This window comes from Streptomyces sp. NPDC126510 (assembly GCF_040302345.1).
In the GTDB taxonomy this organism is placed as follows: Bacteria; Actinomycetota; Actinomycetes; order Streptomycetales; family Streptomycetaceae; genus Streptomyces.
Genome location: NZ_JBEORR010000005.1, coordinates 226,615 through 249,191, shown reverse-complemented (window position 1 = coordinate 249,191; position 22,577 = coordinate 226,615). Strand labels below are relative to the sequence as shown.

Below are 22,577 nucleotides of genomic sequence, written 5' to 3'. Positions count from 1 at the left end.
CGTCGCGCCGCACCGCGCTCCACCTGCGAGAAACGGTTCCGCAGGAGCTCGCCGGGGGCTCCCCCGGACGGGTGTCCCGAGCCTCGTCAGCCGATGCGCCGGCCCGCGGCGTCCTCGTGCGTGTAGTAGCGGTAGAACACCATCGCGAAGACGGACGCCCCCACCACCAGCCCCAGGCCGCTGGAGCTGTACACCGACGCGCCGGTCTGGTTGTAGAGGAAGCCGACCGCGCAGCCCGAGAAGACGAACCAGCACAGCGCGTGCAGTTCGCGGGGCAGCCGCGGTGCCAGCGCGCGCACGGCGGCGAACAGCACGGCGAACACGAGCGCCGTGACGAAGCCGAACAGCAGGTTCCAGCCGGTGATGGGCCCGCCGTAACGCTGGTTGGCCGCGGCCCAGAAGCCGTAGACCAGGCCGAGCACCACGGGCAGGCCGACCTTCACGGCGGCGTGGACCCGCGGGCCGAACACATCGGGCCTACGGCGTTGCGTGATCATCCTGCGTGAGGCGGGTGCCGCATGAGCCATGACAGCTCTCCTCTCTGTCCCTGCCCCTGAAACCAGGGCACACCGGCGCACAGCCCCTGGCAAGTCGGCGGAGCGGTCCGGCACGGGGGGTGCGGCCGGTGCGGCCCGCAGGGGGCGGGGCAGAAGCCCCCGAAGGCGGACGTTTGCGGTCCTGAGACCCCCCTTCGCAGCCGCAGCGGTTACGGTGCTGCGGTACGTGATCGACACAGGGGGTGGGGCGATGCCCGGAACCGTGCTGCTGCTGGCGGCCTCGCCGGTGGGCAAGGGGCGCCTGGTGGACGCCGCCTCCGTGCTCCCCGTTCTCGCCGCCGTGGCGCCCGCCGTGCTGTCCGGCACCGACACCGCCAACGTCGTGGAACTCGCCGACCCGCTGGAGCCGCAGGCCGTCCTCACCCGGCTGCGCGCCGCCGCCGCGGCCCCCGGCCCGCTCACCGTGTACGTCACCGGCCAGCTCCAGCTCGACCGCCGCCAGCACCTGCCCCACCTCGCGCTGGCCCGCACCACCCCCGCCACCGCCCGCTACACCGCCTTCCCCTGGCACTGGTTCCGGGAGGAGCTGCGGCTCAGGCCCGCCGGCGCCACCACCCTCCTGCTCGACCTGCACGCCGACGCCGAGACCTGGGAGCTGCTGCGGGGCACCCCGCTGGACTCGGGGCGGGGCAACGCCGTCCACGGGCGTATCGCACCGCCGCCGTCCAGACGGAGCGTCGCGCAGCCGGCGTACATGAAGGCCGTCGCGACGATCCTGCGCAGCGGGTTCCGGCCGCCGGTCGAGCAGCTGCACCAGCAGGCCCTGACCCGGATCGCGCCGGAGAGCGCGGGCACGGACCTGGTGCTGAGCACGCCCGGCCCGGCCGCCGGGGACCCGCACGCCGCCATCACCGACGCCGTCCAGTCCGGCCGGCACGCCGACGCCGACGCGCTCGCCGCCCGGCACGAACAGGCCGCCGTCACCGCCCACGGACCCGCCTCCGAGGAGGCCCTGCACTGGGCCGAAGTACGGGCCGATCTCGCGATGTTCGCCGGGGACGCGGCCCGCAGCTGCCGCACCTGGCTGATGATCGCCACCGCCCGCCTGAACGCCGGGCAGGCCCCGGACGCCCCCGCCGTAGAGGCCGCCGTGGACCGGGCGCACCACCAGTGGGGCCAGGTCCGCGACCACGCCCCCGCCCGCGAACTGGGCGCCGCGCTCGCCGCGTTGCGCGGACGGGTGCCCGGGCGGCGCGAGGGGGCGCTGGACCATGTGCAGCGGCAGCTACGGCAGTTGCAGACACAGGGCTGAGCCGTGCGCGCTGTGTGCGCCTGGCGTGAAGGGGGCGTGCAATCGCTTGCACGGGTCACGTCACGGGTCTGCCGCCGGGGCCTTACCCGGTGTCATGATGTCGGGCATGACAGAGGGGGACGAAGTGGCTGTCTTAGGCGTGCGCGTACGGCTGGGCGCCGGCGCGACCGTGGATGATGTCAGAGCTCTGAAGACGTGGCTGGAGCGCGACGAACCGCTGGAGGAGCTGGTCTCCGGACGGCACCTGCGCATCGAGGCGCAGCCGGCCACGGACGGCACCCCGGGGCGGCTCGGGCCCGACCTCGAACTCGTGCTGAAACTCCTCGGTGACGTCGTCACGATCGTGGCACTCACCGAGTACACCGCCCGCGCGGTCAAGACCTGGACCAACAACCGCCGCAGGCTGCAGGGCGGCGATCCCGAGCCGCAGATCCGCCCGCTGGATTCCGACGGGGAGTAGGGCGGTGAGCCGCTTCGACCCGCGCCGCAAGGTGAACCGGGCGCTGCTGGCGGGTGTGTCCGAGTACGACCACACGGCACCGGATCCCCAGGGCGTGAACGGTCAGCTCCCGGCCGTGCGGCACAACCGGAGGGCACTGGAGGACGCGCTGCGCCGGGGCGGGGTGTTCGGCGCGGGCGAGGTGCGGACCCTGGCCTCGCCGTCCCCGGACGACTTCACGGGGGAGCTGCGCCGCGCCTGCCGTGAGGCCGAAGGGCTGCTGCTGCTCTACTTCGCCGGGCACGCCGTCACCTCCACCTCCGGCAACGAACTGCACCTCCAGATGCGCACCGCGCGGGTGCTCACGGGCCACGGGCTGCCCGGCTCGGTGAGTTTCAGCGAGGTGCTGGGCGAGCTCGCCGAGAGCCGTGCCGAGCAGGTGGTGGTGATCCTCGACTGCTGCTACGCGGGCAACGCCGCGGGCATCTGGCACCGCTTCGACGATCCGAAACGCAAGAAGCACAAGATCCTGCTGCTGATGAGCGTGCAGCCCAACCGCTGCATCCTGGGCGGGGACGCCGACGCGGCGACCCCGTTCACCCGCGAACTCGCCCGCGTCCTCGACGAGGGCGGCGAGGTGTGGCTCTCCCGGCTGTACGCCGCGGTGAAGGACCGGATGGCCGCGGCGAAGTACAAGGCGGAGGACGACGATTCGCAGCGGCCGCAGGCGCTGGCTCCTCCGTGGGACCCGGAGGCGGACGTGTTGCTGGCCGCGGGCCCCGGCGTGCGCCCGCCCCCGCCCCCCGATGACGACTGGTGGCTCAGGTTCCGTCGTCTGTTCGCCCGCGCCCGCAAGGCCGTCACCCGGTCCGGTCGCACCGCGCTCGCGGTCCTGCTCGCCCTGCTCGTCACCGGCGCGGGCGGCTACGGCATCCTGGCCCTGACCGGCGACTCCGGCCCCTGCGGGCCGGCCCTGGAGCTGCGCGTCCTGATCGACCCCGATCTGGAACCGCCGATGCGGGCGGCCGCCGACGCCTACGTCACCTCGGACGCCAACACCACGGGTGAGGGCTGCCGGCGGACCGGCGTCACCGTCAACAGCGCGGGTGCCGCCGCCGTCGTGACCGCGCTCGGCGAGCGCACCGACGCCTGGCAGCAGCCCCGTGAGGAGGACAACCCGCAGCGGGACATCGGCCCGCAGCCGGACGTGTGGATCCCCGCCACCCGCGCCGACGTCGACCGGGTCAACCAGGCCGCGGCCCGGGAGGACCGCGTCTTCGCCCGGCTGGAGCCGGAGGCCGAGCCGATCGCGTACTCGCCGGTCGTGCTGGCCGTACCGAAGGCACGCGCCGTAGGCCTCGCCCCCACGGGGCAGTCGCTGTCCGAGCTGCTCGACGCCCTCGAGGAGAGCGACGTCACGAACGAACTGCACCGCGCGGACCCGGAGTTCACCGACTCGGCACTGCTGGCGACCATGGGCCTGTACGGCCAGGACGCGGACGCGCGCCGGGCCGAGCAGCGCCTCGCCCGGGCCGGGCGGCCCGAAGCCTCGGCCGGGCGGCTGCTGTGCGCGCTGCCCGAGGACGACGCAGTGGACCGCCGGGGTACGGCGCTGGTCCCGGAGTTCCTGCTCAAGAGCGGCATCGGCTGCCATCCGGTCACCCGCACGCCGCGCGTCGCCGCCTACCCCGACGACGTGCCCGGTCTGGAACCCGCCTTCGTGCGGGTGCGCTGGGAGGACGGCGACCGGGACGCCGAGGCGCGGGACGACGCGGTGGACCGCTTCCGCGCCTGGCTGACCGGCAAGGACGGCCGGGCGGTGCTCGGCGAGTACGGCTTCAGGTCGGCGACCGGTGAGCGCGGCCTGCTCGACGCGGAGGAGCCCCCCGAGGGCCTCACCGAATCGGTCCGCCCGGCCGGGGCCGCCGACCCCGAGGAGATGGCAGCGGCCCTGAGGGACTACGGCAACGCTCACGGGCCGGGCCGGGTTTTGTTCCTCCTCGACAGCTCCGGCTCGATGGCGGTCCGGTGGGACGGCCCCAGCGGCGGCCCGGGCATCCTGAAGCAGACCCTGCCCGGCCTCGGCGGGGAGGACGAGTACGGGGTGTGGGCGGTGCACGGCACCGGCGAACGGACGCACACCGAACTGCTGGAGTTCGGCACGCACGAGCGCTCCGGCGCCGAACAGGTCCTGGACGCCGCCGAGGTACGGGACGCGGAGGCCGATCCGCGCGGCGCCCTGCTGGACGCCCTGGCGTTCCTGCGGGAGCGCGGCAGCGGGGACGAGCGACCGCAGCTGATCGTGTACCTCACCGACGGCGAGGACGACGGCCGCCTGACCGGCAAGGCCCTCAAGGCCGTCCTCGACCGGGCCCGCGGCGCGGGCGTCCCGGTGGACATGGTGTCGCTGAGCAGCTCGGGCTGCGACCGGGACCGCCCCGCCACGCGCGTCGCCGAGGCCGGCCGGGGCCGCTGCCTGGACGCCGGGGACGACCTCGTGCCGGCCCTGCACGACGAGGTCGCCCGTATCGGAATGGGGGAGGAATGATGGCCCGCGGCCTGACGGCCACTTCCCGTCGGACGGTCACTGCCCGTCGGACGGCCACCGCACGTCGGACGGCCACCGCACGTCTGACGGCCGCCGCACTGTCCCTGCTGTCCCTGCTGGCGCTCGCCTCCTGCACCGGCAAGGAGACGGGGGAGCAGCCGCAGGGCGCCGCCGACCCGCCCCGGATCGTGGTGGCCAGCGGCCAGGACGTCACCGGCAAGAACGGCATCCGCCGGCAGCTCATCGACGCCTGGAACACCAAGGAGGGCGAACACGGCTACCGGGCCCGCCTGGTGGAACTCCCCGGCTCCGCCGACCAGCAGCGCAGCCAGCTGCTCGGCGCGCTGCAGTCCGGCGGTGCCGAGTACGACGTGGTGAACCTGGACGTGACCTGGATCCCGGAGTTCGCCGCCGCAGGCCTGATCCGCCCGCTGACCGGCGCGGCGGTGAGGGCACCGGGCGACATCATCCCGTCCGTCGACAGCACGTCGTTCTGGGACGGGGAGCGGTACGCGGTGCCCTTCAACAGCGACGTGGGCCTGCTGTACTACCGCAAGGGCCACCTGCGCGGCCTCGGCGTGCCCCGGGCCCGACTGGACGGCGGCGTGACCTCCTGGGACGACCTGCGGGACCTCATCGACACCGTCAACGACCGGCCGAAACCCAAGGGGTACAAGGACGGCTGGACCACACAGCTGGCCGCCTACGAGGGCCGTACGGTCAACGCGATCGAGGCGTTCGCCTCGGCCGTGCCGGACTTCGCGCTGACCGACGAGGACGGCCGGTACGCCGCCGACGAGGCGCAGTTGACGGCCGGCGTGACGGAGCTGCGGGAGCGGACGGCGTCGCCGTACATGCTCGGGGAGGCCACCGCGTCCCGCGAGGCCGAGTCGCTGAGCGCCTTCGCGGAGGGCCGCACGACCTTCCTGCGGCACTGGCCGTACGTCTACCCGACGCTGTACGAGACGTTCGAGGGCGACCTCGGTGTGACCCGGCTGCCCGGCAAGGCCGTGCTCGGGGGCCAGAACCTGGCCGTCACCTCGTCCACGTCCGAGCAGCGGGCCGCCAAGGCCGCCGAGCTGATCGCGTTCCTGACCGACCCCGACAGCGAACGCTGCCTGCTGCGCGCCGGGTTCGCCGCGACCCGCACCTCCGCCTACCAGGACCCCGGCAGCACCCCGGAGTGCCGGCACGCCGCCGCGTACTCCGGGAGCGCCTCCGCGTCCCCCACCGGCGAGAGCGCCGAGGTCAAGGCACCCGACCGGCTCGCCGACGGGGTCAGCTACTCCCGGGACATCCTGCTGCCCGCCCTGAGCGAGGCCGTCCAGCGCCCGCGCACGCCCCTGTACGGCGCCGTCACACAGACCCTCATCACCGAACTGGACGCCCTGTACGGCCCCCGGCCGGCGGGTGCGGCGCGGCCGGGCGACGCGCAGATCGCGAGAAGCCTTGACGAGGCATTGGCCAAGGTTCTGCCCAGTTGATCGGGTGCTACAAGTACACGAAGTCGAAGGGGGCCACACCGCGCAGAAGCGGGCCGCCATGATCGCCGCCTACAAGAAGTACCAGGCGATGAGTTTCGGCCGGCGCTTCGTCCGCTCACGCGGGGACGCGTCCCTAGCGGTCTTCAGCGGGGGTTCGCCACAGCCCGGGGTTCCGGCTGGGGTGTCTCCGCCCGGGCCGGGCCCGCGTTCGCCGCGAGCAACAGGGTCGCCACCGCGACGAGGGCGGCGGTGAAGCCTCGGGCGTACCGCTCGGCGGTGCGTGTGCGTTCGAGCACGGCGACCTCGCAACAGGGGCGGCGGCTGGGGCGGCAACGTATTAAGCAGGTTGGACAATCCCGCTTAACACTCCGTTTAACCTAGGGGCAGTTCCGGTCGAACGGCAAGAGCCGCAGGGGGAGTTGGCGTGGGGGAGCGTGACGATCCGGGGACCATCGGGCGCCGGGTGCAGCGGTTGCGTGTGGAACGCGGACTGACACAACGGCAGTTGGCGGAACCCGTGTACACACCGGCCTACATCTCCACCCTCGAGTCGGGCCGGGTACGGCCCTCCGACGACGCCCTGCGGCATCTCGCGGGGCGGCTCGGCGTCGCCTTCGACGAACTCGCCTCGGGGCGTTCGGCGCGGTTCGTGACCGAGTTGCGGCTGCGGCTCACCGAAGCCCAGCGCACCCTGGCCGACGGGGAGGCCGAGGCGGCGGCCGGGCAGTACGCCGAGCTGCTCACCGAGACCGAGACGCGCGGCCTGACGGCCGAGCAGTCCGCCGCCCTGCTGGGACTCGGCGAGTGCGCTCTGGAGACCGGCGAACTCGTCGCCGGCCGGCAGTACTTCGAGCGGGCCGAGGAGTGCCTGGCCGGCGCACCCCTGCCCGCCCGGGTCCCGGCCCTGCGGGGCCGGGCCGTCGCGCACTACCTCGCCGGTGAACTCCGGTACGCCGTCTACCTGCTGGAGACCACCCTCGACGAACTGAACCGCGGCGGCCTGCACGACCCGGACGCCCTGCTGCTGCTCTACGCCAGCGCCATCGGCCCTTACATGGACATGGGCGCGCACGCCCGCGCCGCCCAGGCCGCCGAGCTCGCCCTGGCCCTCGCCCCGCAGTCCGGCGATCCCGCCCTGGTCGCCCGCATGCACCGCTCCGTCGCCCGCACCCTGGTCGCCGAGGGCCGCCTCGCCGAGGCCGACGCCTCCCTGGCCAAGGCCGCCGAGCTGTACCGGGGCCTGCAGATCCGCACCGAACTCGCCAACTGCCACTGGATGCGCGGCTACGTCTACGCCCAGGACGGCCGGCTGGAACGCGCCGAGGAGGAGCTGCGGCAGGCCCTCGGCATGCTGTCGGCCCAGCGCGCCGCCCTCTACAGCAGCCAGGTCACCGTCGAGCTGGCCGACGTGCTCCACCGGCGCGGCCGGTCCGACGAGGCGGCGGCCCTGCTCCACGACGTCCTCGGGCACCTGTCCCCCGAGCGCGGCGCCGTCCACTCCGCCGCCGCCCACCGGCTGCTCGGCATCATTGCCGAGGACGCCCGCCGCACCGAGGACGCCGAGGAGCACTACGTGCGCGCCCTGAGCCTGCTGGAGCGGGCCGGTGCCGCCGGTGACCTGGCCGACCTGTGCCGGCTGCTGGGCGACCTGCTGCGCAGGAACGGGCGGGTCGAGGCCGCCCTGGACGCCTACCGGACGGGCCTCGGCCACCGCACCGCCCCCGGCACCACCACCCTCGGGCCGGCGCCCGCTCAGCCTCCCCTCTGAGGAAACCGTTTCCTCGCACCTCCGTGCGGGTTAGCCTCCCTCCGGGGAAGTGAACGACCGGGGCGGGCGCGCGTGGAGAACCGACGGACGGTGGCCGACGGCGTACGGCTGGGCCTGCGGGCCCTGGTGTACGCCGTCCTCGGAGGTTCCGCGCTGCTCGCGGTCGTGACGGTGGTCTCGGTGCTCGGGCCCCTGCTGGCGCTCGACCTCTACACCCCGCCGGTCGCGGCCTGGTGGACGGTGTTCACCGCGATCACCGTCCAGGGCGTGCCGTTCCTGCTGCTGGGCACCGTGGTGTCGGCGGCGATCGGGGCGTTCGTGCCCGAGCGGGTGTTCCAGCGGGTACTGCCCCGCCGTGCGGTGCTCGCCGTGCCGGTCGCCGGGGCGGCGGGGGTCGTGCTGCCGGGCTGCGAATGCGCGTCCGTGCCGGTGGCGGGGAGTCTGATGCGGCGGGGCGTCGCGCCGGCGGCCGCGCTCGCCTTCCTGTTGTCGGCGCCCGCCATCAACCCCGTCGTGCTCGTGGCGACCTCGATCGCCTTCCCCGGGCAGCCGCAGATGGTCCTCGGCCGACTGCTCGCCTCGCTCGGCACGGCCGTGGTGATGGGCTGGCTGTGGGCGCGGTTCGGGCGTGAGGAGTGGCTCCGGCTGCCGAAGCGGAGCGGTGGGCGCGCACCGGGTGGCGGCCTGGGCGCCTTCGCCTCGGGGCTTCAGCACGACTTCCTGCACGCGGGCGGATTCCTCGTCGTGGGGGCGGCGGCCGCGGCGACGTTCGCCGTCGTCGTGCCGCGGTCGCTGCTGGAGGTGTTCACCGGGTCGGCCTGGCTGTCGGTGCTGCTGCTCGCCCTGCTGGCGGTCGTGCTGTGCGTGTGCAGTGAGGCCGACGCGTTCGTGGCGGCTTCGCTGAGCGGCTTCTCACCGACCGCGCGGCTGGCGTTCATGGTGGTCGGGCCGATGGTGGACCTGAAGCTGATCGCCCTCCAGACGGGCACGTTCGGCAGGGCCTTCGCGGTGCGGTTCTCGGCGGCGACCTGGGTGGTCGCCGTGGCGAGCAGCGTGCTGGTGGGGTGGTGGCTGCTGTGAGGCGCTACGGGCCTGCCGTGCTGCTCGTCCTCATGGGCGCGGCGATCCTGCGGGTGTCGCTCTTCAGCGAGCTGTATCTGCGATACGTCCAGTCGGGGCTGCGGCCGTACCTGGTGGTGTCCGGGGCGGCCCTGGTGCTGCTGGGGACGGCGTCGGCGGTGCTGACGACCCGGGTGGAGGACGAGCACGGACACGGGGACGACGGCGATCGCACCGGGCATGATCACGGCCCGGCCGGACCCCGTGTCGCATGGTTCCTCACGCTCCCCGCGCTCGCCCTGCTGCTCTTCCCACCGCCCGCCCTCGGCTCCTACAGCGCCGAGCGCGAGGCCGGCCGGCGTGCCGCCCAGGGCGTCGGGACCTTCCCGGCCCTGCCGTCCGGGAACCCGGTCGACCTGGCCCTCGGCGAGTTCGGCTCCCGTGCGGTCTACGACAGCGGCCGCTCCCTGGAGGGCCGTACGGTCCGGCTCACCGGCTTCGTCACCCGTGACGACGACGGCACCTGGTACGTCACCCGCCTCCTCGTCTCCTGCTGCGCAGCCGACGCCACCGCCGCCAAGGCCGAGGTGCGCGGCGCGCAGGCCCCGCCGGTCGACACCTGGGTGACGGTCACCGGCACGTGGCACCCCGAGGGCCAGCCCGGATCGGCCGCCGCCTGGCCACCGGTCGTCGACGCCGGCTCCGTACGGCGGGTGCCGCAGCCGGACGACCCGTACGAGAAGCGCTGAACCCTCACGCCCGGGCCCCAGGCAGGTGTTTTGCCCCACCCGCAACGGGTAGTCGGGGCACGGTTCCGAGAGGGCCGGGCCCGGTGCGCGGCGGGCACCGGGCACAGTCCGCCGGCCATTCGCGCGGCGGCCTCGCGAGGCGAACGGGGTTCGCGCCTGCCCGTGGCCCCGCGCCGGGGACCGTCGACGGTGCAAGCCGCGGTGATCGAAGGAGGCGGTGGTCGTGCGGCCCAGGGACGATCCCGACGGCCACCCGGGCCCCGGCCGCTCCGGAGGTGGTGGCCCGGACCCGGACGGAGCCCGGGCCGCCGACGCGATCGCCAGGGGCGTGCGGGGTGCCGAGCCCGGAGAGGTGCCGGGGCGGCTGTGCGAGGTGGCGGTGGAACTGCTGCCGGTGATTGGAGCGAGCGTGTCACTGCGCAGCGAGGGCATGCCCGTGCAGCTGAGCGCGAGCAGCGCGCAGGCCGCGCACCTGGCGCAGATCCAGGCGACGCTGGGCGACGGCCCCTGTCAGAGCGCGCTGGAGGACGGCGCGCCCGTCCTCGCCTGCGATCTGACCACGGGCCGGGACGCCGGACGCTGGCCGGTCTTCGCCCAGCAGGCGACGGAGGCCGGAGTACGGGCGGTGTACGCGGTGCCGCTGGGCAGTGGCGCGGTGTGCGTGGGCACGCTCGACCTGTACCGCGACCGCCCGGGCGGGCTCACCGACCGCCAGCTGCACACGGCCCGGGTCGTGGCCGGTGTCATGACCGTGGCCCTGATGGCACTGCCGCACGGCGACGAGCCCGGGACGCAGGACGGGGAGGACTGGCTGAGCGGACTGGCCACCGACCACGACGAGATCTACCAGGCCGTCGGCATGATCATGGCCCAGCTCGGCGTGAGCGCGGACGACGCGCTCGCGCGGCTGCGGGCGGACGCCTTCGCGCACGGGCGTACGGCTCTGGACGTGGCGCGGGACGTGATCGCCCACCGCACGCGATTCGATCGATGAACGCGAAGGAGCGCGGCGTCAGATCTGTGCTCGGCCCTGCTTCCTGATCTCGGTCAGGCGCCGCGCCCCGAGCTGCGCGGTCTGCTGCGTGACCTCCGCGTACACCTCGTCCAGGCCGGCGTTGGTGAGGGTGATCGCCTCCTCGCCGACGCGGACGGCGGCGAGGTCCATGGTGAGGTAGGTCAGCTCCCCCTCCTCCGTCTCGCCGGCCAGCATGACCCGCAGGGCCTGCCGGGCGTCCCCCACCGGCGGCAGCGGCAGGGCGCGGACCTCCACGCCCTGCACGACGCCGCGGGCCGTCGCGGCCGTGAACTCCCCGCACCTGCCGGGCAGCGACTTCATCCAGTCCAGCGTGCGGTCCACGTCCGCCGGGGGATGGGCGGCAACCCGGTAACGCAGCTGGGCGTCGGTGTCGCCGTCGTCGAGCGCGGACGTCGCCTGCGGGCCCTTCGGGGTGCCGAAGGGCTCCTCCGTGTAGAGGACGTCCAGCAGCCGCTGGCAGTCCCCGTCCTCCGTGGTCGCCTTGAGCAGACCGTCCCGCCAGGTCCGCGCGCCCCGGGACGGCGTCCACGGCTCCCCCAGATCGGCCTCGGTGACCAGCGCCGCCCGCGCCTGCGCCTCGGTGAGGGCGGCTCCGGAACCGGACGGCTGCTCGACGGCGGGGGACGCGCCGGACGCGGACGCGGAGGCGGAGAACCACCGGGGCCGCGGCTCGTCGTGGACGGAGCAGCCGGCCGTGGCCAGCAGGGCGGTCACGGACAGCGCGGACGTCAGGAGAGCACGGGTGGCCGAGGGGCGGGTCATCGGGTGCCTCCTGCGGGGGCTCGAGGAGGCGCCTCGGGGCGGGGCCGCTCTCCAAGATCGGGTGCGTGCTCCTACGGCACCACCGCGACCGTCCGGCCACCAGCGATACGGGCCGTCCGGGTGAGCGGACCGGGCCACCGGAGGCCCTCGCGGACCACCCGGGACATCGACGCGCTCATGGTCCGGGGCGGAATCGCCAGGGGCAGCGTCCGACCCGCTCGAAAAAAGGTGGTCCGCTCCCGACACCCTTGCTACGGTCACGCCCATGCAGCGCGCCCAGTCGTATCCGTCCGCCACGACGACGCCGGAGAGTGTCCCGGCGCGCTGACAGCTGACCCAGATGTCCGAAGCCCCGGGGCGAGTGCCCCGGGGCTTCGCCGTGTGGTGCTCGCCTCCCCGCCGTGAGGAGTCACACCATGCACGACCACCGCCGGCTCGGCCGTGAACTGGACCTGTTCGACACCGACCCGCTGATGGGCGCGGGGCTGCCGTACTGGCTGCCCGACGGTGCGATCGTGCGGCACACCCTGGAGGAGTACGTCCGCGACGCGGAACGCCGGGCCGGATACCGGCACGTGTACTCGCCCGTCCTCGGCAAACGCGAGCTGTACGAGATCTCCGGGCACTGGGACCACTACGGCGACGACATGTTCCCGCCGATGGACCTGGGCGCCGAACAGGTCCTGCTGCGCCCCAGCCTCTGCCCCCACCACGCCCTGATCTACCGCTCCCGCTCCCACAGCTACCGCGAACTACCGCTGCGCATGGCCGAGTTGGGCGGCATGTACCGCTCGGAGCTGTCCGGGGTCCTCGGCGGTCTGACCCGGGTGCGGGGCATCACCCTCAACGACGCGCACATCTTCTGCACCCTGGAGCAGGCCGTCCAGGAGGCCCGGGCCGCGCTGGAGCTGATCGGCCGCGCCTACGCGGACCTGGGCATCCGCGCGTCCCGGTACCGGCTGTCCCTGCCCGGTGAAGGCCGCAAGTACGTGGCCGACCCGGAGCTGTGGCGGCGTGCCACCGCCCTGCTGAGGGAGGTCCTGGACGGCTCCGGCATCCCGTACGAGGCGGCCGAGGGCGAGGCGGCCTTCTACGGCCCCAAGATCGACGTGCAGATCGCCGACCCGGCCGGCCGGGAAGCCACCCTGTCCACCGTGCAGATCGACTTCCACCAGCCCGAACGCTTCGACCTGCACTACATCGGCCCCGACGGGGCGAAGCACCGCCCGGTCATGGTGCACCGCAGCGTCATCGGCAGCGTGGAGCGCGCGGTCGCCCACCTCGTCGAGGAGCACGGCGGGGCCTTCCCGCCGTGGCTGGCGCCTGTGCAACTGGCCGTCCTGCCGGTCGGGGACGAGCAGTTCGGGGCCGCGGACGCCCTGGCCACACGGGCCCGGGAGCTCGGTCTGCGCGCCGAGGTCGCCGGTCCCGGGCAGGGCACCCTGGCCGCCCGGATCCGCGCGGCCCGGCTGGTGCCGTACCAGGCGGTGATCGGCGGACGGGAGGCCGCCGCCGATCTGGTGGCGGCGCGGCTGCGCGACGGCCGCCGGCTCGACGCCCTCCCCGCCGCCGAGTTGCTGCGGCGGATCGGCGAGCGGGTCGCGGCGCGCGGCACCGAGCTGTGGGATCAGCCGTAGGACGGTCTCAGAACGTCCACCGCGTGTGGCTGTAGACCCCGTTGTCGCGGCCGAAGCCGTAGGCCGTGTCCGGGGCCAGCGCGAACACCACCGCGTCGCCGCTGCGGAACGCGTCCCCGATGCCGTGGAACGTGCCCTCGGGGGAGGTGATGTGCGGCCCGTACTTCGTCTCGTACGCCGTGATCACCTCCTCCAGCAGCGCCCGGTCGCCGACCGGCTCGGCCGTGCCCTCGACCACGAGGTCGAGCCCGTCGGTGAGGGAGTTCGCCCCGGTGGTCAGCGCGCAGTGCGCGTCGTGCGCGAGGTTCTTCGCCTTCTGCTCCTCGCGGCCGGTGGAGAAGTACAGCACCCCCTCGTGCCAGGCGGCGATGCAGGGCGTGACGTGCAGCCGGCCGTCGGACCGCACCGTGGACACCCAGAAGATCTCGGCGGCCTCCAACCGGCTTTGCGCCTCGGCCCATTCGGTGGCGGTGACCTCCGAGGCACCCGGGCGGGGATTGAGCGCGGAGCTGTAGCGGGCGTCGAGCTCGGTCGTCGGCTGCTGTGCGGGCATGGCGGGACTCCTTCGTCGTCTGCTGCCGGTAACGACCGGCCGACGGGTCCGCAATCATCGGCGCGTCCGTTCGAGTGGCCGTTTTGGCGGGTCAGTCCGCCTTCCAGGGCCGGAGCTTGTGGGGGTTCAGCACGGCCCAGACGTGCTGGATCCGGTCGCCCGCGATGTCGAAGGCCAGCACCGACACGGTGACGCCGTCCATCCGGGCCACGAGGCCGGGCCGGCCGTTGACCGGGCACTCCAGGAGCGTGATGCCGGGTACCGCGCGGGCGCGTTCGGCGAAGAAGCGGGCGACCGGCTCGGCGCCCTCGACCGGATGGAGGGCGGCCGGCACGAGTCCGCCACCGTCACCGGTCGCCGTCGCGTCGGGAGCCAGCACGTCGAGGAGGCCGTCGATGTCCTGGTCCTCCCACGCCCGCCGGAACGCCCTGACGACGTCCGCGCGGCCCGCCGCCGGTGTCGTGGGAGGCCGCTGCGCGCGGACGCGGCGGCGGGCCGACGAGGCCAGCTGGCGGCAGGCGGCCGGAGTGCGGCCGACGATCCCGGCCACCTCGGCGAAGGGGTAGCGGAACACGTCGTGCAGGACGAACGCGACGCGTTCGGCGGGGGTCATCGACTCCAGCACCACGAGGAAGGCCATGGTGACCGACTCGTCGAGGGTGACGCGGTCGGCGGGGTCGGCCGGGGAGCCGCCGCCGACCCACTCCGTACGGCCGGGCAGCGGCTCCGGGATCCACTGACCCACGTACCGCTCCCGCCGGACCCGGGCCGAGCCGAGCAGGTCCAGGCAGATCCTCCCGGCGACGGTCGTCAGCCAGCCGCCGGGGGACGCGACGGCCTCCCGCTGCTCCGGGGGCAGGGCGTACCAGCGGGCGTAGGTCTCCTGCACGACGTCCTCGGCCTCGGCGAGCGAGCCGAGCAGCCGGTAGGCGAGGTTGATCAGATGCCGCCGTTCACGCGTGATCGCGTCCAGGTCGTCGGCCGGTTCGGACGGGAGGCTCATGGTGTGTCCCTCGGTCGCAGGTGTCCTCACCCCTCCGACGAGACAGCGCTCCGGAACGTGAGGCCGAAGCACCTCACATTCCGCGGGGCTGTGCCGTCGTACAGCCGAGACCGACGCCTGGGGGCCACGCCCCCGTTCTCTTCAGGAGCGACCATGACCACTGCGACCGCACTCGGCGAACTGACCGGCGACTACGTCCTCGACCCCGCCCGCACACGCATCGGCTTCACGGCCCGGGCAGCGATGGTGGGCAGGGTGCGCGGACGCTTCGAGGTGTTCGAGGGCAGCGCGCGGCTGGACGGGGGCAGCCCGTCGCGGTCCGCGGTCCGGCTCACGATCCGTGCGGCGAGCGTCCAGACCCGCAACACCAAGCGCGACGACCATCTGCGCAGCGGTGACTTCCTGGACGCGGACGCCCACCCCGCCCTCACCTTCACCTCGACCCGCGTGCGGCAGACCGGCCCGGCCGGCTTCGAGGTCACCGGCGACCTGACCGTGCGCGGCGTGACCGGGCAGGTCACCGTGGACTTCGGACTGACCGGGGCCGGCCACGACCAGCAGGGCACCTTCCGGGCCGCCTTCACGGGCCGGACGGTCGTCGACCGCCACGACTGGGGCGTACGCGGGGCCCGCGGGCTGGTCGGCCGGAAGGTGACGCTGGAGTTCGATGTCACGGCGGTACGCCGCTCCTGACGCGGGTACGGCGGGAGCCCAGGAACGGGCCGCCGCCCAGGCCGTAGGGTCGTTGCCACGGGGCTTGCCCGCCCAAGCCACTGGAAGGAGTCCCGCCGTGACGGACGGTCAGCGCATCCCGGTGATCATCGACTGCGACACCGGCGTCGACGACGCCCTCGCCCTGCTGTTCGCCGTACGGCACCCCGCGCTCGACGTGCGGGCGATCACCTGCGTGGCCGGGAACACGGACGTGGACGGCGTCGTACGCAACACCCTGACCGTGCTGGAACAGGCCGGCGCCCCCGACATCCCCGTCGCCCGGGGCGCCGAACGGCCGCTGATCGAGGCTCCCCGCTCGGCCCAGCACGTGCACGGGCACGACGGCATGGGCGACCTGGGTCTGCCGGAACCGGCCCGCCGGCCCGCCGATGTCGACGCGGTGACACTGCTGCGGCGCGAGATCCTCGCCTCCCCACGCCCGGTCACCCTCATCCCCACGGCTCCCCTCACCAACATCGCGCTGCTGCTGCGCACGCATCCGGAGGTGGTCCGGGGCATCGAGCGGATCGTCTTCATGGGCGGCGCGGCGGCCGTCGGCAACGCCACCCCCGTCGCCGAGTTCAACGTCTGGCACGACCCGGAGGCGGCCGCGATCCTGCTCACGGCCGGGGTGCCGATCACGATGTACGGGCTGGACGTGTTCACGCGGGTCGTGGTGCCGGCGGCGGATGTGCGGAGGCTGTGCGTGAGCGGCGAGCCCGGGGCGCGGCTGGCCGGACAGCTGCTCGCCCACCGGCCGGCTCATCCGGACAGCCGTCCCGACGACCCCTCGGAGACGGCCGGCGGTCTCGGGGACGCGGGGGCGGTGTGCGCGGTCGCCGACCCGCAGGGCCTGACGACCCGCCGCCTCCCGGTGGAGGTGTCCCTCGCGCCCGGACCGACGCGCGGCATGACGATCGTGGACCGCCGGCCCCGGCCGGGCGAGTCGGAACTCCACGAGGGAACGCGCGAACAGCCGCTGGTCGACGTCGGGTTGGACGTGGACGTGGAGCGCTACGTGAAGCTGTACCTGTCGACCGTCGAGGCGTGAGAACGCCCCGGGCGTGAGAACGCCCGGGGCATGGCGACGCCCGGGGTGCCGTCGCCGCCGGACGACGGCACCCCGGGCGTCCGCGGGGGTCTGCCGTGCTACGCGCCGCGCTTGGCCGCGCGGCGGCGGGTTACGACGACGAGGGCCGCGCCGCCCGCCAGCAGGGCCGCCGCACCGAGGGCGATCGGGCCGGTGCTGCTGTCGGCGCCGGTCTCGGCGAGGTCGCCGCCACCGCCGTTCGGCTTGGGCGCCACGGGCGTCGACTCGGAGGCGCTCGGGGTGGGCGTGTCCGTACCGGAGGACGGCGGCGGCGAGGACTCGGCCGGCTCGGACGGGGAGGCCGGAGGCGTGGTCGACTCGGCCGGCTCGGACGGGCTCGCGGGCGGCGTGGAGGCAGGCGGCTCCTCCGACGGCGGCGGGGTGGTGGTGCAGTCCTTCGTGCCGCCGTTCCAGGCCGCGATCAGCTTGTCCTTGATGACCGGGCGGTCCGGACCCTTGGGCAGCTCGCCGTGCTCGAAGCCGTCCTTCGCGTCGAGCTTGCCGTCGAACTTCACCGCGCCCCGGTAGAGGTCGATCTGCCCGAAGCAGCCCTTGTCCGGGATGGCGATGTCGAGCGAGTCGGTGCCGCCCTGCTTGACCGTCACCGAGTCGAAGTCGACGAACACCTGCTCGCCGGAGGTCGCGAACGTCGCGCCGTGGGCGAGGTAGGAGGCGAGGGAGGCCGTGCAGGTGGCCGCGTCACCGGCGGCGCGGACCGTGATGTGGACCTTGCCGTCGTCGGTCGGCTTCAGGTTCTGGTCGTCGACCTTGACCGAGTCGTAGAAGTTGGTGCCGTCGAGCGAGAACTGGCAGCGATCGGTCCCGGTCTCCGTGCCCGCGCCCGTACCGGGCTTGTAGCTGCCGCCGGACGACCAGCCGTCTCCGCCGGGCGCGCCGTGCGCGAACGCGGTCGTGGCGGTGGCGGCGCAGAGGGCGAGGGCGGCGGCGCCCGTCCCCAGCAGGCGTCGCGCGGTGACACGTCTCGCTATGGACATGCGTATCCCATTTCTTGGCGTGTGCCGAACCCGGGCGACGGCATGCGGGCAGCGCGCGACACGCGGCTGCCGGGCCGCACCGGGGAGTGAGTGGTCTGAGAAGCACTGGGCTCATTGGTCACATGTGCCTCAGTGGCCCCATGGTGGCGGCGTCGCAGCACACTGTCAACCTGCGATTTTGCAAAGGAAGTTGCGCCGCCATCACACTTTCGCCACAGCAGGAATGGATCGCTCCGATCAAGGCGATGTTTCTTTTTTCCGGCATTCTGGACAGATTCAATGCAGTCGCCCGTATGCCCTGCGAAGGAGACAGCGTGACCGATCGCTCGACCCTCGACCTGTCGTCCCGGGACCCCGACTGGTGGCGCCAGGCCGTCGTCTACCAGATCTATCCCCGCAGCTTCGCCGACGCCGACGGCGACGGACTCGGTGATCTGCGCGGCATCACCCGCCGCCTCGGTCACCTCGCGGCCCTGGGCGTGGACGCCCTGTGGCTGAGCCCCTTCTACCCGTCCGAGCTCGCCGACGGCGGCTACGACGTCGCCGACCCCCGGGACGTCGACCCGCGCCTGGGCACCCTCGACGACTTCGACGCCCTGGTCGCCGAGGCCCACCGCCTCGGCCTGAAGGTCATCGTCGACATCGTGCCCAACCACTCCTCACACCGGCACGTGTGGTTCCAGGAGGCCCTGGACGCGGGGCCCGGCTCGGCCGCCCGCGACCGCTACGTCTTCCGGGACGGCCGCGGCGAGCGCGGCGAACTCCCGCCCACCGACTGGCAGTCCGTCTTCGGCGGCAGCGCGTGGAAGCGGGTGCCCGACGGCCAGTGGTACCTGCACCTGTTCGCCCCCGAGCAGCCCGACCTCAACTGGGAGAACCAGGAGGTCCGCGCCGATCACCGCACCACCCTGCGCTTCTGGTCGGACCGCGGGGTCGACGGATTCCGCGTCGACGTCGCCCACGCCCTCGTCAAGGACCTGAGCGAACCGCTGCGCGACCTCGGCCGGCCCGAGCTGAGCCGCGAGGAGGGGCTCACCGCGATGGCGCCCGGCACGCACCCCTTCTACGACCGCGACGACGTGCACGAGATCTACCGCGACTGGCGCAAGATCCTCGACGCCTACCGACCGCCCCGCATGGCCGTCGCCGAGGCGTGGGTGCCCGGCGCCCGGCGCGCGCTGTACGCCCGCCCGGACGAGCTGGGACAGGCCTTCAACTTCGAGTACCTGCAGGCCGGATGGGACGCGCAGGAGCTGAGGCAGGTCATCACCGACTCGCTCGCCACCGCCCGGGCGGCGGGCGCCTCGGCCACCTGGGTGCTGTCCAACCACGACGTCATCCGGCACGCCTCCCGTCTGACGCTGCCGCCCGGCACCGACCTCAACGCCTGGCTCCTGGCCGGCGGCCGCGCCCCGGCCGTCGACGAGGCGGCCGGGCTGCGCCGGGCCCGGGCGGCCACGCTGCTGATGCTGGCGCTGCCCGGCTCGGCGTACGTCTACCAGGGGGAGGAACTGGGCCTGCCCGAGGTCGCCGACCTGCCCACCGAGGTGCTCCAGGACCCCATCTGGGAGCAGACGGGCCACGTCCGCAAGGGCCGAGACGGCTGCCGGGTGCCGCTGCCGTGGACGACGACCGGACCCTCGTACGGCTTCGGGCCCGGCGGTGCGTGGCTGCCGCAGCCGCCCGGCTTCGCCGCCTACGCCGTCGAGGCCCAGGACGGGGTCGAGGGCTCCACCCTGGAGCTGTACCGCACGGCCCTCCGGCTGCGCCGCAAGCTCCTCGACGGTGAGGAGCTGACCTGGGCGGACGACACCCCGCAGGGCGTGCTCCGGTTCGACCGCGGCGAGGGGTGGCGCTGCGTCACGAACCTCTCCGGGGCGGCGGTCGAGATGCCGGCGGGTGAGGTACTGCTGAGCAGCGCGCCGCTGGAGGGCGGCCGGCTCGGGCCGGACACGACGGCGTGGCTCGGGCGGTGAGTCGCACCGCCGGCCGGGCCGTTTCGGGCCGGGGCGCCGTGCGTCTGCGGCGCCCCGGTGGCTGATCGCGCGGTTTCCCGCGCTCCTGGGTGTGGCGGGGTGGTGTGTTCCTGACGCGGTCGTTGTGGCTGATCGCGCGGTTCCCCGCGCCCCTGGGGTCGTGACGCGGTTGTCGTGGCCGGTCGCGCGGTTTCCCGCGCCCCTTCGGTGCGCGGGACCCACTCGCGTGGCCCAGTCGGGCGTGCCGTGTGCGGGGGGTGCCGGGGAGGATCGTGCCACCGACCGTGTCCGGACAGGGAGTCCCGCCCGCGATGAACAGGTACAGCAGGACAGCAGCCGTGGCGGGGGCCCTGGTCGCGGGAGCGCTCGTGTGTCCCGCCGTGCCCGCGGCGGCCCGGGACGGCGGGCTGTGGGGTGCCGCGACCATCGCACCCGGGCGTCAGGGCATCGTCGAGGTCATGGGCGTCGGGGAGGTCTCCCAGGGGGCGGTGCTGACGCTGACCGCGCCCCGGGACACGCGGGTGACCGGCACGCCGCTCGACGCCCCCGGTTACCGCGGCTCGGTCGCCGCCGGCGGGCGCAGCGCCACGTACACCGTGACCGGCGCCGCGGCCGGACGGGACCGGGTCTTCCCCTTCGTGCTGGCCGTGCCCGCGGATGCCGTTCCGGGCACCCGGCTGCGGGACTGCTCCCTGCGGTTCACCGACGCACGGGGCGTGCCGTTGGCCGTCGGGCGGTGTGCCGTGACCGTGGGCCTGGCCGGGCCGGTCCTGACCCGTCCGCTGTCCGGCGTACCGCTGTCCCCCCGGCCGAAGATCTCCGGCACCGCTCACCCGGGCGCCCGGGTCACCGTCCGTGACAAGGACGACCGGGAGGCCTGCTCGACGACGGCGGCCCCCGACGGCACCTGGGCGTGCACTCCGGGTCCGGGCCTGCCTGCCGGTGCCAACCGGCTGCAGGCGGTCGCCGCTCTGAACGGGGTGAGTGCGATAAGCGAGCAGATGGACATCGTGGTCGCCCCGGCCGGTAAGGCTCAGTAGCGGACCGCCCGGGCGACCTCGGTCCGGATCTCACCGGACAGGTCGTGGGTGCTGCGGGCGGTGGCCGTGGCGGAGTGGCCGGCCTGCACGTGGTCCACCGTGACGATGACCGTGTCGACCAGCTGTCCGCCGCCGTCGCGGAAGTCGACCTGGACGGCGAAGGAGCGGGTCGAGTCGTCGGTGTTGCGGGCGGTGACCTCCGCGCGGACCCGGCCGTCGGACCCGGTGACGGGCGGGCCGGTCTTCACGTCGGCCTTGACGTCGACGCCGTCCTGGATGTCGTCGAGCCGCCGCTGTGCCTCGGCCGTGGCGGACTCCACCGCCTCGGAGGCCTCCGAGGCGATCGACCCCACGGCGGACTCCGCCTTGCTCGCGGTGTCCGAAGGGCTGTAGTCGCCGCCGCAGCCGGTGACCGCGGCGGCGAGGCCCAGCGCCAGGGCCGCTCCGCCCGTCGCCCAGCGCCTGCGGTGGCGGGCGGACGTGCCGCCTCCCCGGGGCCCGTCGGCTCCCGGGCCTCGCGGCGTCATGTGCGTCCGAGCCCGCCGCCGCCGAACGATCCGCTGGATCCGGGCGACCAGCGGCGCGGTTTCTGGTCCTTGCCGGTCCTGGTGCTCGCACGGTGGAGCTCATGCGGCATGATCCGCTGACCGTCGCGTGCCACGACCGGCACGTCGTCGGGCTCCCGCATCTCCCTCGTCTCGCGGACCGGCCCGCCCTCCGGGATGTGCGGTTGCTCCTCGGGAGCGGGGTGATGGGTGTCCTTGTCCATGACCTGCATCCCGACCCGCACGGCCCAGATCAGCGCACAGGCCACGATCAGCCCGCCGACGAAGGCGATGGTCACGGCGACCGCGTGATCTGACGAGGCCGCCAGTTCTGCATACGTAGCCGTATTCATGCCCCAAGTATCACCGACGGAATGAGATAAAGCGCCCGGAATGTCCTGCCACCTGGCGGGGTACGGTGGGGGAACGGAGGGCGTGCCGCAACCACTGGCCGCACCGGTCTCCCGGCCGCCCCCGGCCCCAGCAGGAGCCCCCTGATGACCTCCGCCTCCTCGTCGCCGCCACCGCTCCCCGCACCGCGAGAAGTCCGGCTACGGCTCGCCGGGCCGACACCCTACGGCCGCACGCCACGCCGTATCGACGGCGCGTGGTGGCCCCGGTCGGACGACCTGGCCGAGGAGCTGACCGGGCTGCTGGGCGTGCTGCCGCGCGCCTGGGGGCGCATCAGCAGCGTCCTGGTCCACGGGGGCACCTGGCCGCACTGCCCGGCGCAGATGGTCGTCGCCGGGCAGACGGTGCACGTCGGTCACAACGACTCGCCCTCCGCACCGCACACGGTCTGCCTGCTCGCGCCCGGCCGGGGCCGCTACGACCTGCTGGTGGTGCCGCCCGCGACGGCGGAGGCCGAGGCCGGCCGGCTCATGGAGCGGGCCGTCACCCAGGGCGCGTGACGCCCCGCCCCGCCGCTCAGTGCGCCAGCAGCACCAGCGCCAGGGTGGCCAGCGCCGGGACGGTCTGCACGAAGAGGATCTTCCTGCTGGAGGTGGCGGCGCCGTAGAGCCCCGCGACCGCCACGCACACCAGGAAGAACACCGAGACCTGGAAGCCCACCGGGTCGGACGCCACCGCGCCCCACGCCAGACCGGCGGCGAGGAAGCCGTTGTAGAGGCCCTGGTTGGCCGCCAGGGCCTTCGTCCCCTCGGCGAACTCGGCACTGGTGCCGAAGGCCGCCCGGGCCCTCGGCGTGGTCCACAGGAACATTTCCAGCACCAGGATGTAGGCGTGGAGCGCGGCAAGGGCCAGCACCGCGAGCGTGGCGACGGTCGATGCGCTCATCATCACAGGCCCGCCCTGCCCGCCCTCCTTCGGCCCTCCCAGGAGGCGGAGCGGGGAGCGGAGTGGCAGATTGC

General features: G+C 74.0%; 23 protein-coding genes. 14 read left to right on the top strand and 9 right to left on the bottom strand.

All coding sequences use genetic code 11. The annotated features are described in order from the left end of the window. Positions 1-86: 86 nt before the first annotated feature. On the bottom strand, positions 87-527 hold the full coding sequence (locus ABTX60_RS08865; RefSeq protein ID WP_352096378.1) for a hypothetical protein: 441 nt from the start codon (positions 525-527) through the stop codon (positions 87-89). A gap of 220 nt (positions 528-747) precedes the next feature. Here ABTX60_RS08865 and ABTX60_RS08860 point away from each other — a divergent pair, with 220 nt between their 5' ends. The 4 genes from ABTX60_RS08860 (at position 748) to ABTX60_RS08845 (ending at position 6,280) form a co-directional block, all read left to right on the top strand. Continuing rightward, positions 748-1,809, top strand: a complete 1,062-nt coding sequence (locus ABTX60_RS08860) for a serine/threonine-protein kinase (RefSeq protein WP_352096377.1) — start codon at positions 748-750, stop codon at positions 1,807-1,809. A gap of 124 nt (positions 1,810-1,933) precedes the next feature. Then, positions 1,934-2,269 (top strand): effector-associated constant component EACC1, encoded by a 336-nt coding sequence (locus ABTX60_RS08855; RefSeq protein WP_352096376.1) that lies wholly within the window; start codon positions 1,934-1,936, stop codon positions 2,267-2,269. A 4-nt stretch (positions 2,270-2,273) separates the two neighbouring features. Continuing rightward, positions 2,274-4,796 carry a vWA domain-containing protein gene (locus ABTX60_RS08850; protein ID WP_352096375.1) on the top strand — a complete coding sequence of 841 codons (2,523 nt, stop codon included), beginning with the start codon at positions 2,274-2,276 and terminating at the stop codon, positions 4,794-4,796. After that, positions 4,796-6,280, top strand: a complete 1,485-nt coding sequence (locus ABTX60_RS08845) for an extracellular solute-binding protein (protein WP_502992297.1) — start codon at positions 4,796-4,798, stop codon at positions 6,278-6,280. Before ABTX60_RS08850 ends, ABTX60_RS08845 begins: the two co-directional genes overlap by 1 nt. 143 nt (positions 6,281-6,423) lie before the next feature. Here the strand turns inward: ABTX60_RS08845 and ABTX60_RS08840 are convergent, their stop codons facing one another. After that, positions 6,424-6,576 carry a hypothetical protein gene (locus tag ABTX60_RS08840; protein ID WP_352096373.1) on the bottom strand — a complete coding sequence of 51 codons (153 nt, stop codon included), beginning with the start codon at positions 6,574-6,576 and terminating at the stop codon, positions 6,424-6,426. Positions 6,577-6,704: 128 nt separating this feature from the next. Here ABTX60_RS08840 and ABTX60_RS08835 point away from each other — a divergent pair, with 128 nt between their 5' ends. From ABTX60_RS08835 to ABTX60_RS08820, 4 genes are all read left to right on the top strand, one after another. Then, positions 6,705-8,048 (top strand): helix-turn-helix domain-containing protein, encoded by a 1,344-nt coding sequence (locus tag ABTX60_RS08835; RefSeq protein ID WP_352096372.1) that lies wholly within the window; start codon positions 6,705-6,707, stop codon positions 8,046-8,048. A gap of 72 nt (positions 8,049-8,120) precedes the next feature. Beyond that, a complete protein-coding gene (locus tag ABTX60_RS08830) occupies positions 8,121-9,128 on the top strand; it encodes a permease (RefSeq protein WP_352096371.1) in 1,008 nt (335 codons plus the stop codon). Next, on the top strand, positions 9,125-9,856 hold the full coding sequence (locus ABTX60_RS08825; RefSeq protein ID WP_352096477.1) for a TIGR03943 family putative permease subunit: 732 nt from the start codon (positions 9,125-9,127) through the stop codon (positions 9,854-9,856). Before ABTX60_RS08830 ends, ABTX60_RS08825 begins: the two co-directional genes overlap by 4 nt. A gap of 217 nt (positions 9,857-10,073) precedes the next feature. Further along, positions 10,074-10,850 (top strand): GAF and ANTAR domain-containing protein, encoded by a 777-nt coding sequence (locus tag ABTX60_RS08820; protein WP_352096370.1) that lies wholly within the window; start codon positions 10,074-10,076, stop codon positions 10,848-10,850. A gap of 18 nt (positions 10,851-10,868) precedes the next feature. Here ABTX60_RS08820 and ABTX60_RS08815 read toward each other — a convergent pair whose 3' ends face one another. Continuing rightward, complete coding sequence (locus ABTX60_RS08815) at positions 10,869-11,654, bottom strand: hypothetical protein (protein WP_352096369.1); 786 nt, start codon at positions 11,652-11,654, stop codon at positions 10,869-10,871. 416 nt (positions 11,655-12,070) lie between these two features. Between ABTX60_RS08815 and thrS the strand changes: the two genes are divergently transcribed. Then, positions 12,071-13,291 carry a threonine--tRNA ligase gene (thrS, locus tag ABTX60_RS08810; RefSeq protein ID WP_352096368.1) on the top strand — a complete coding sequence of 407 codons (1,221 nt, stop codon included), beginning with the start codon at positions 12,071-12,073 and terminating at the stop codon, positions 13,289-13,291. Between the two features lie 7 nt (positions 13,292-13,298). Here the strand turns inward: thrS and ABTX60_RS08805 are convergent, their stop codons facing one another. Together ABTX60_RS08805 and sigJ are read right to left on the bottom strand one after the other, a co-directional pair. Beyond that, positions 13,299-13,844, bottom strand: coding sequence for a pyridoxamine 5'-phosphate oxidase family protein (locus tag ABTX60_RS08805; protein ID WP_352096367.1), 546 nt, complete (start codon positions 13,842-13,844; stop codon positions 13,299-13,301). 91 nt (positions 13,845-13,935) lie between these two features. Then, complete coding sequence (sigJ, locus tag ABTX60_RS08800; RefSeq protein WP_352096366.1) at positions 13,936-14,847, bottom strand: RNA polymerase sigma factor SigJ; 912 nt, start codon at positions 14,845-14,847, stop codon at positions 13,936-13,938. Between the two features lie 153 nt (positions 14,848-15,000). Between sigJ and ABTX60_RS08795 the strand changes: the two genes are divergently transcribed. Together ABTX60_RS08795 and ABTX60_RS08790 are read left to right on the top strand one after the other, a co-directional pair. Further along, positions 15,001-15,540 carry a YceI family protein gene (locus ABTX60_RS08795; protein WP_352096365.1) on the top strand — a complete coding sequence of 180 codons (540 nt, stop codon included), beginning with the start codon at positions 15,001-15,003 and terminating at the stop codon, positions 15,538-15,540. A gap of 97 nt (positions 15,541-15,637) precedes the next feature. Continuing rightward, positions 15,638-16,612 (top strand): nucleoside hydrolase, encoded by a 975-nt coding sequence (locus ABTX60_RS08790; RefSeq protein ID WP_352096364.1) that lies wholly within the window; start codon positions 15,638-15,640, stop codon positions 16,610-16,612. 98 nt (positions 16,613-16,710) lie between these two features. On the opposite strand, the gene ABTX60_RS08785 is transcribed toward ABTX60_RS08790, so the two are convergent. Then, the gene (locus ABTX60_RS08785; RefSeq protein ID WP_352096363.1) at positions 16,711-17,646 is read right to left on the bottom strand and encodes an LAETG motif-containing sortase-dependent surface protein; all 936 of its coding nucleotides are present in this window, start codon (positions 17,644-17,646) and stop codon (positions 16,711-16,713) included. A gap of 314 nt (positions 17,647-17,960) precedes the next feature. On the opposite strand from ABTX60_RS08785, the gene ABTX60_RS08780 reads away from it, so the two are divergent. Both ABTX60_RS08780 and ABTX60_RS08775 read left to right on the top strand, forming a co-directional pair. Continuing rightward, a complete protein-coding gene (locus ABTX60_RS08780) occupies positions 17,961-19,622 on the top strand; it encodes a glycoside hydrolase family 13 protein (RefSeq protein ID WP_352096362.1) in 1,662 nt (553 codons plus the stop codon). 311 nt (positions 19,623-19,933) lie between these two features. Further along, positions 19,934-20,662 carry an Ig-like domain-containing protein gene (locus ABTX60_RS08775; protein WP_352096361.1) on the top strand — a complete coding sequence of 243 codons (729 nt, stop codon included), beginning with the start codon at positions 19,934-19,936 and terminating at the stop codon, positions 20,660-20,662. On the opposite strand, the gene ABTX60_RS08770 is transcribed toward ABTX60_RS08775, so the two are convergent. Both ABTX60_RS08770 and ABTX60_RS08765 read right to left on the bottom strand, forming a co-directional pair. Beyond that, complete coding sequence (locus ABTX60_RS08770; RefSeq protein ID WP_352096360.1) at positions 20,656-21,189, bottom strand: hypothetical protein; 534 nt, start codon at positions 21,187-21,189, stop codon at positions 20,656-20,658. The two genes, ABTX60_RS08775 and ABTX60_RS08770, sit on opposite strands and share 7 nt — an antisense overlap. Further along, the gene (locus tag ABTX60_RS08765; protein WP_352096359.1) at positions 21,186-21,560 is read right to left on the bottom strand and encodes a DUF6479 family protein; all 375 of its coding nucleotides are present in this window, start codon (positions 21,558-21,560) and stop codon (positions 21,186-21,188) included. Before ABTX60_RS08765 ends, ABTX60_RS08770 begins: the two co-directional genes overlap by 4 nt. Positions 21,561-21,704: 144 nt before the next feature. Here ABTX60_RS08765 and ABTX60_RS08760 point away from each other — a divergent pair, with 144 nt between their 5' ends. After that, on the top strand, positions 21,705-22,118 hold the full coding sequence (locus ABTX60_RS08760; protein ID WP_352096358.1) for a DUF5994 family protein: 414 nt from the start codon (positions 21,705-21,707) through the stop codon (positions 22,116-22,118). A gap of 16 nt (positions 22,119-22,134) precedes the next feature. Here the strand turns inward: ABTX60_RS08760 and ABTX60_RS08755 are convergent, their stop codons facing one another. Beyond that, on the bottom strand, positions 22,135-22,506 hold the full coding sequence (locus ABTX60_RS08755; RefSeq protein WP_502992294.1) for a DUF1304 domain-containing protein: 372 nt from the start codon (positions 22,504-22,506) through the stop codon (positions 22,135-22,137). Positions 22,507-22,577: the final 71 nt, after the last annotated feature.

Bases quoted from the DNA above. Each gene is read 5' to 3' on its own strand.
- ABTX60_RS08755 (WP_502992294.1), bottom strand. From the start codon at position 22,506: ATGATGAGCGCATCGACCGTCGCCACGCTCGCGGTGCTGGCCCTTGCC.
- ABTX60_RS08845 (WP_502992297.1), top strand. From the start codon at position 4,796: ATGGCCCGCGGCCTGACGGCCACTTCCCGTCGGACGGTCACTGCCCGT.
- ABTX60_RS08805 (WP_352096367.1), bottom strand. From the start codon at position 13,844: ATGCCCGCACAGCAGCCGACGACCGAGCTCGACGCCCGCTACAGCTCC.
- ABTX60_RS08770 (WP_352096360.1), bottom strand. From the start codon at position 21,189: ATGACGCCGCGAGGCCCGGGAGCCGACGGGCCCCGGGGAGGCGGCACG.
- sigJ (WP_352096366.1), bottom strand. From the start codon at position 14,847: ATGAGCCTCCCGTCCGAACCGGCCGACGACCTGGACGCGATCACGCGT.
- ABTX60_RS08760 (WP_352096358.1), top strand. From the start codon at position 21,705: ATGACCTCCGCCTCCTCGTCGCCGCCACCGCTCCCCGCACCGCGAGAA.
- ABTX60_RS08785 (WP_352096363.1), bottom strand. From the start codon at position 17,646: ATGTCCATAGCGAGACGTGTCACCGCGCGACGCCTGCTGGGGACGGGC.
- ABTX60_RS08775 (WP_352096361.1), top strand. From the start codon at position 19,934: ATGAACAGGTACAGCAGGACAGCAGCCGTGGCGGGGGCCCTGGTCGCG.
- ABTX60_RS08765 (WP_352096359.1), bottom strand. From the start codon at position 21,560: ATGAATACGGCTACGTATGCAGAACTGGCGGCCTCGTCAGATCACGCG.
- ABTX60_RS08815 (WP_352096369.1), bottom strand. From the start codon at position 11,654: ATGACCCGCCCCTCGGCCACCCGTGCTCTCCTGACGTCCGCGCTGTCC.
- ABTX60_RS08860 (WP_352096377.1), top strand. From the start codon at position 748: ATGCCCGGAACCGTGCTGCTGCTGGCGGCCTCGCCGGTGGGCAAGGGG.
- ABTX60_RS08865 (WP_352096378.1), bottom strand. From the start codon at position 527: ATGGCTCATGCGGCACCCGCCTCACGCAGGATGATCACGCAACGCCGT.
- thrS (WP_352096368.1), top strand. From the start codon at position 12,071: ATGCACGACCACCGCCGGCTCGGCCGTGAACTGGACCTGTTCGACACC.
- ABTX60_RS08795 (WP_352096365.1), top strand. From the start codon at position 15,001: ATGACCACTGCGACCGCACTCGGCGAACTGACCGGCGACTACGTCCTC.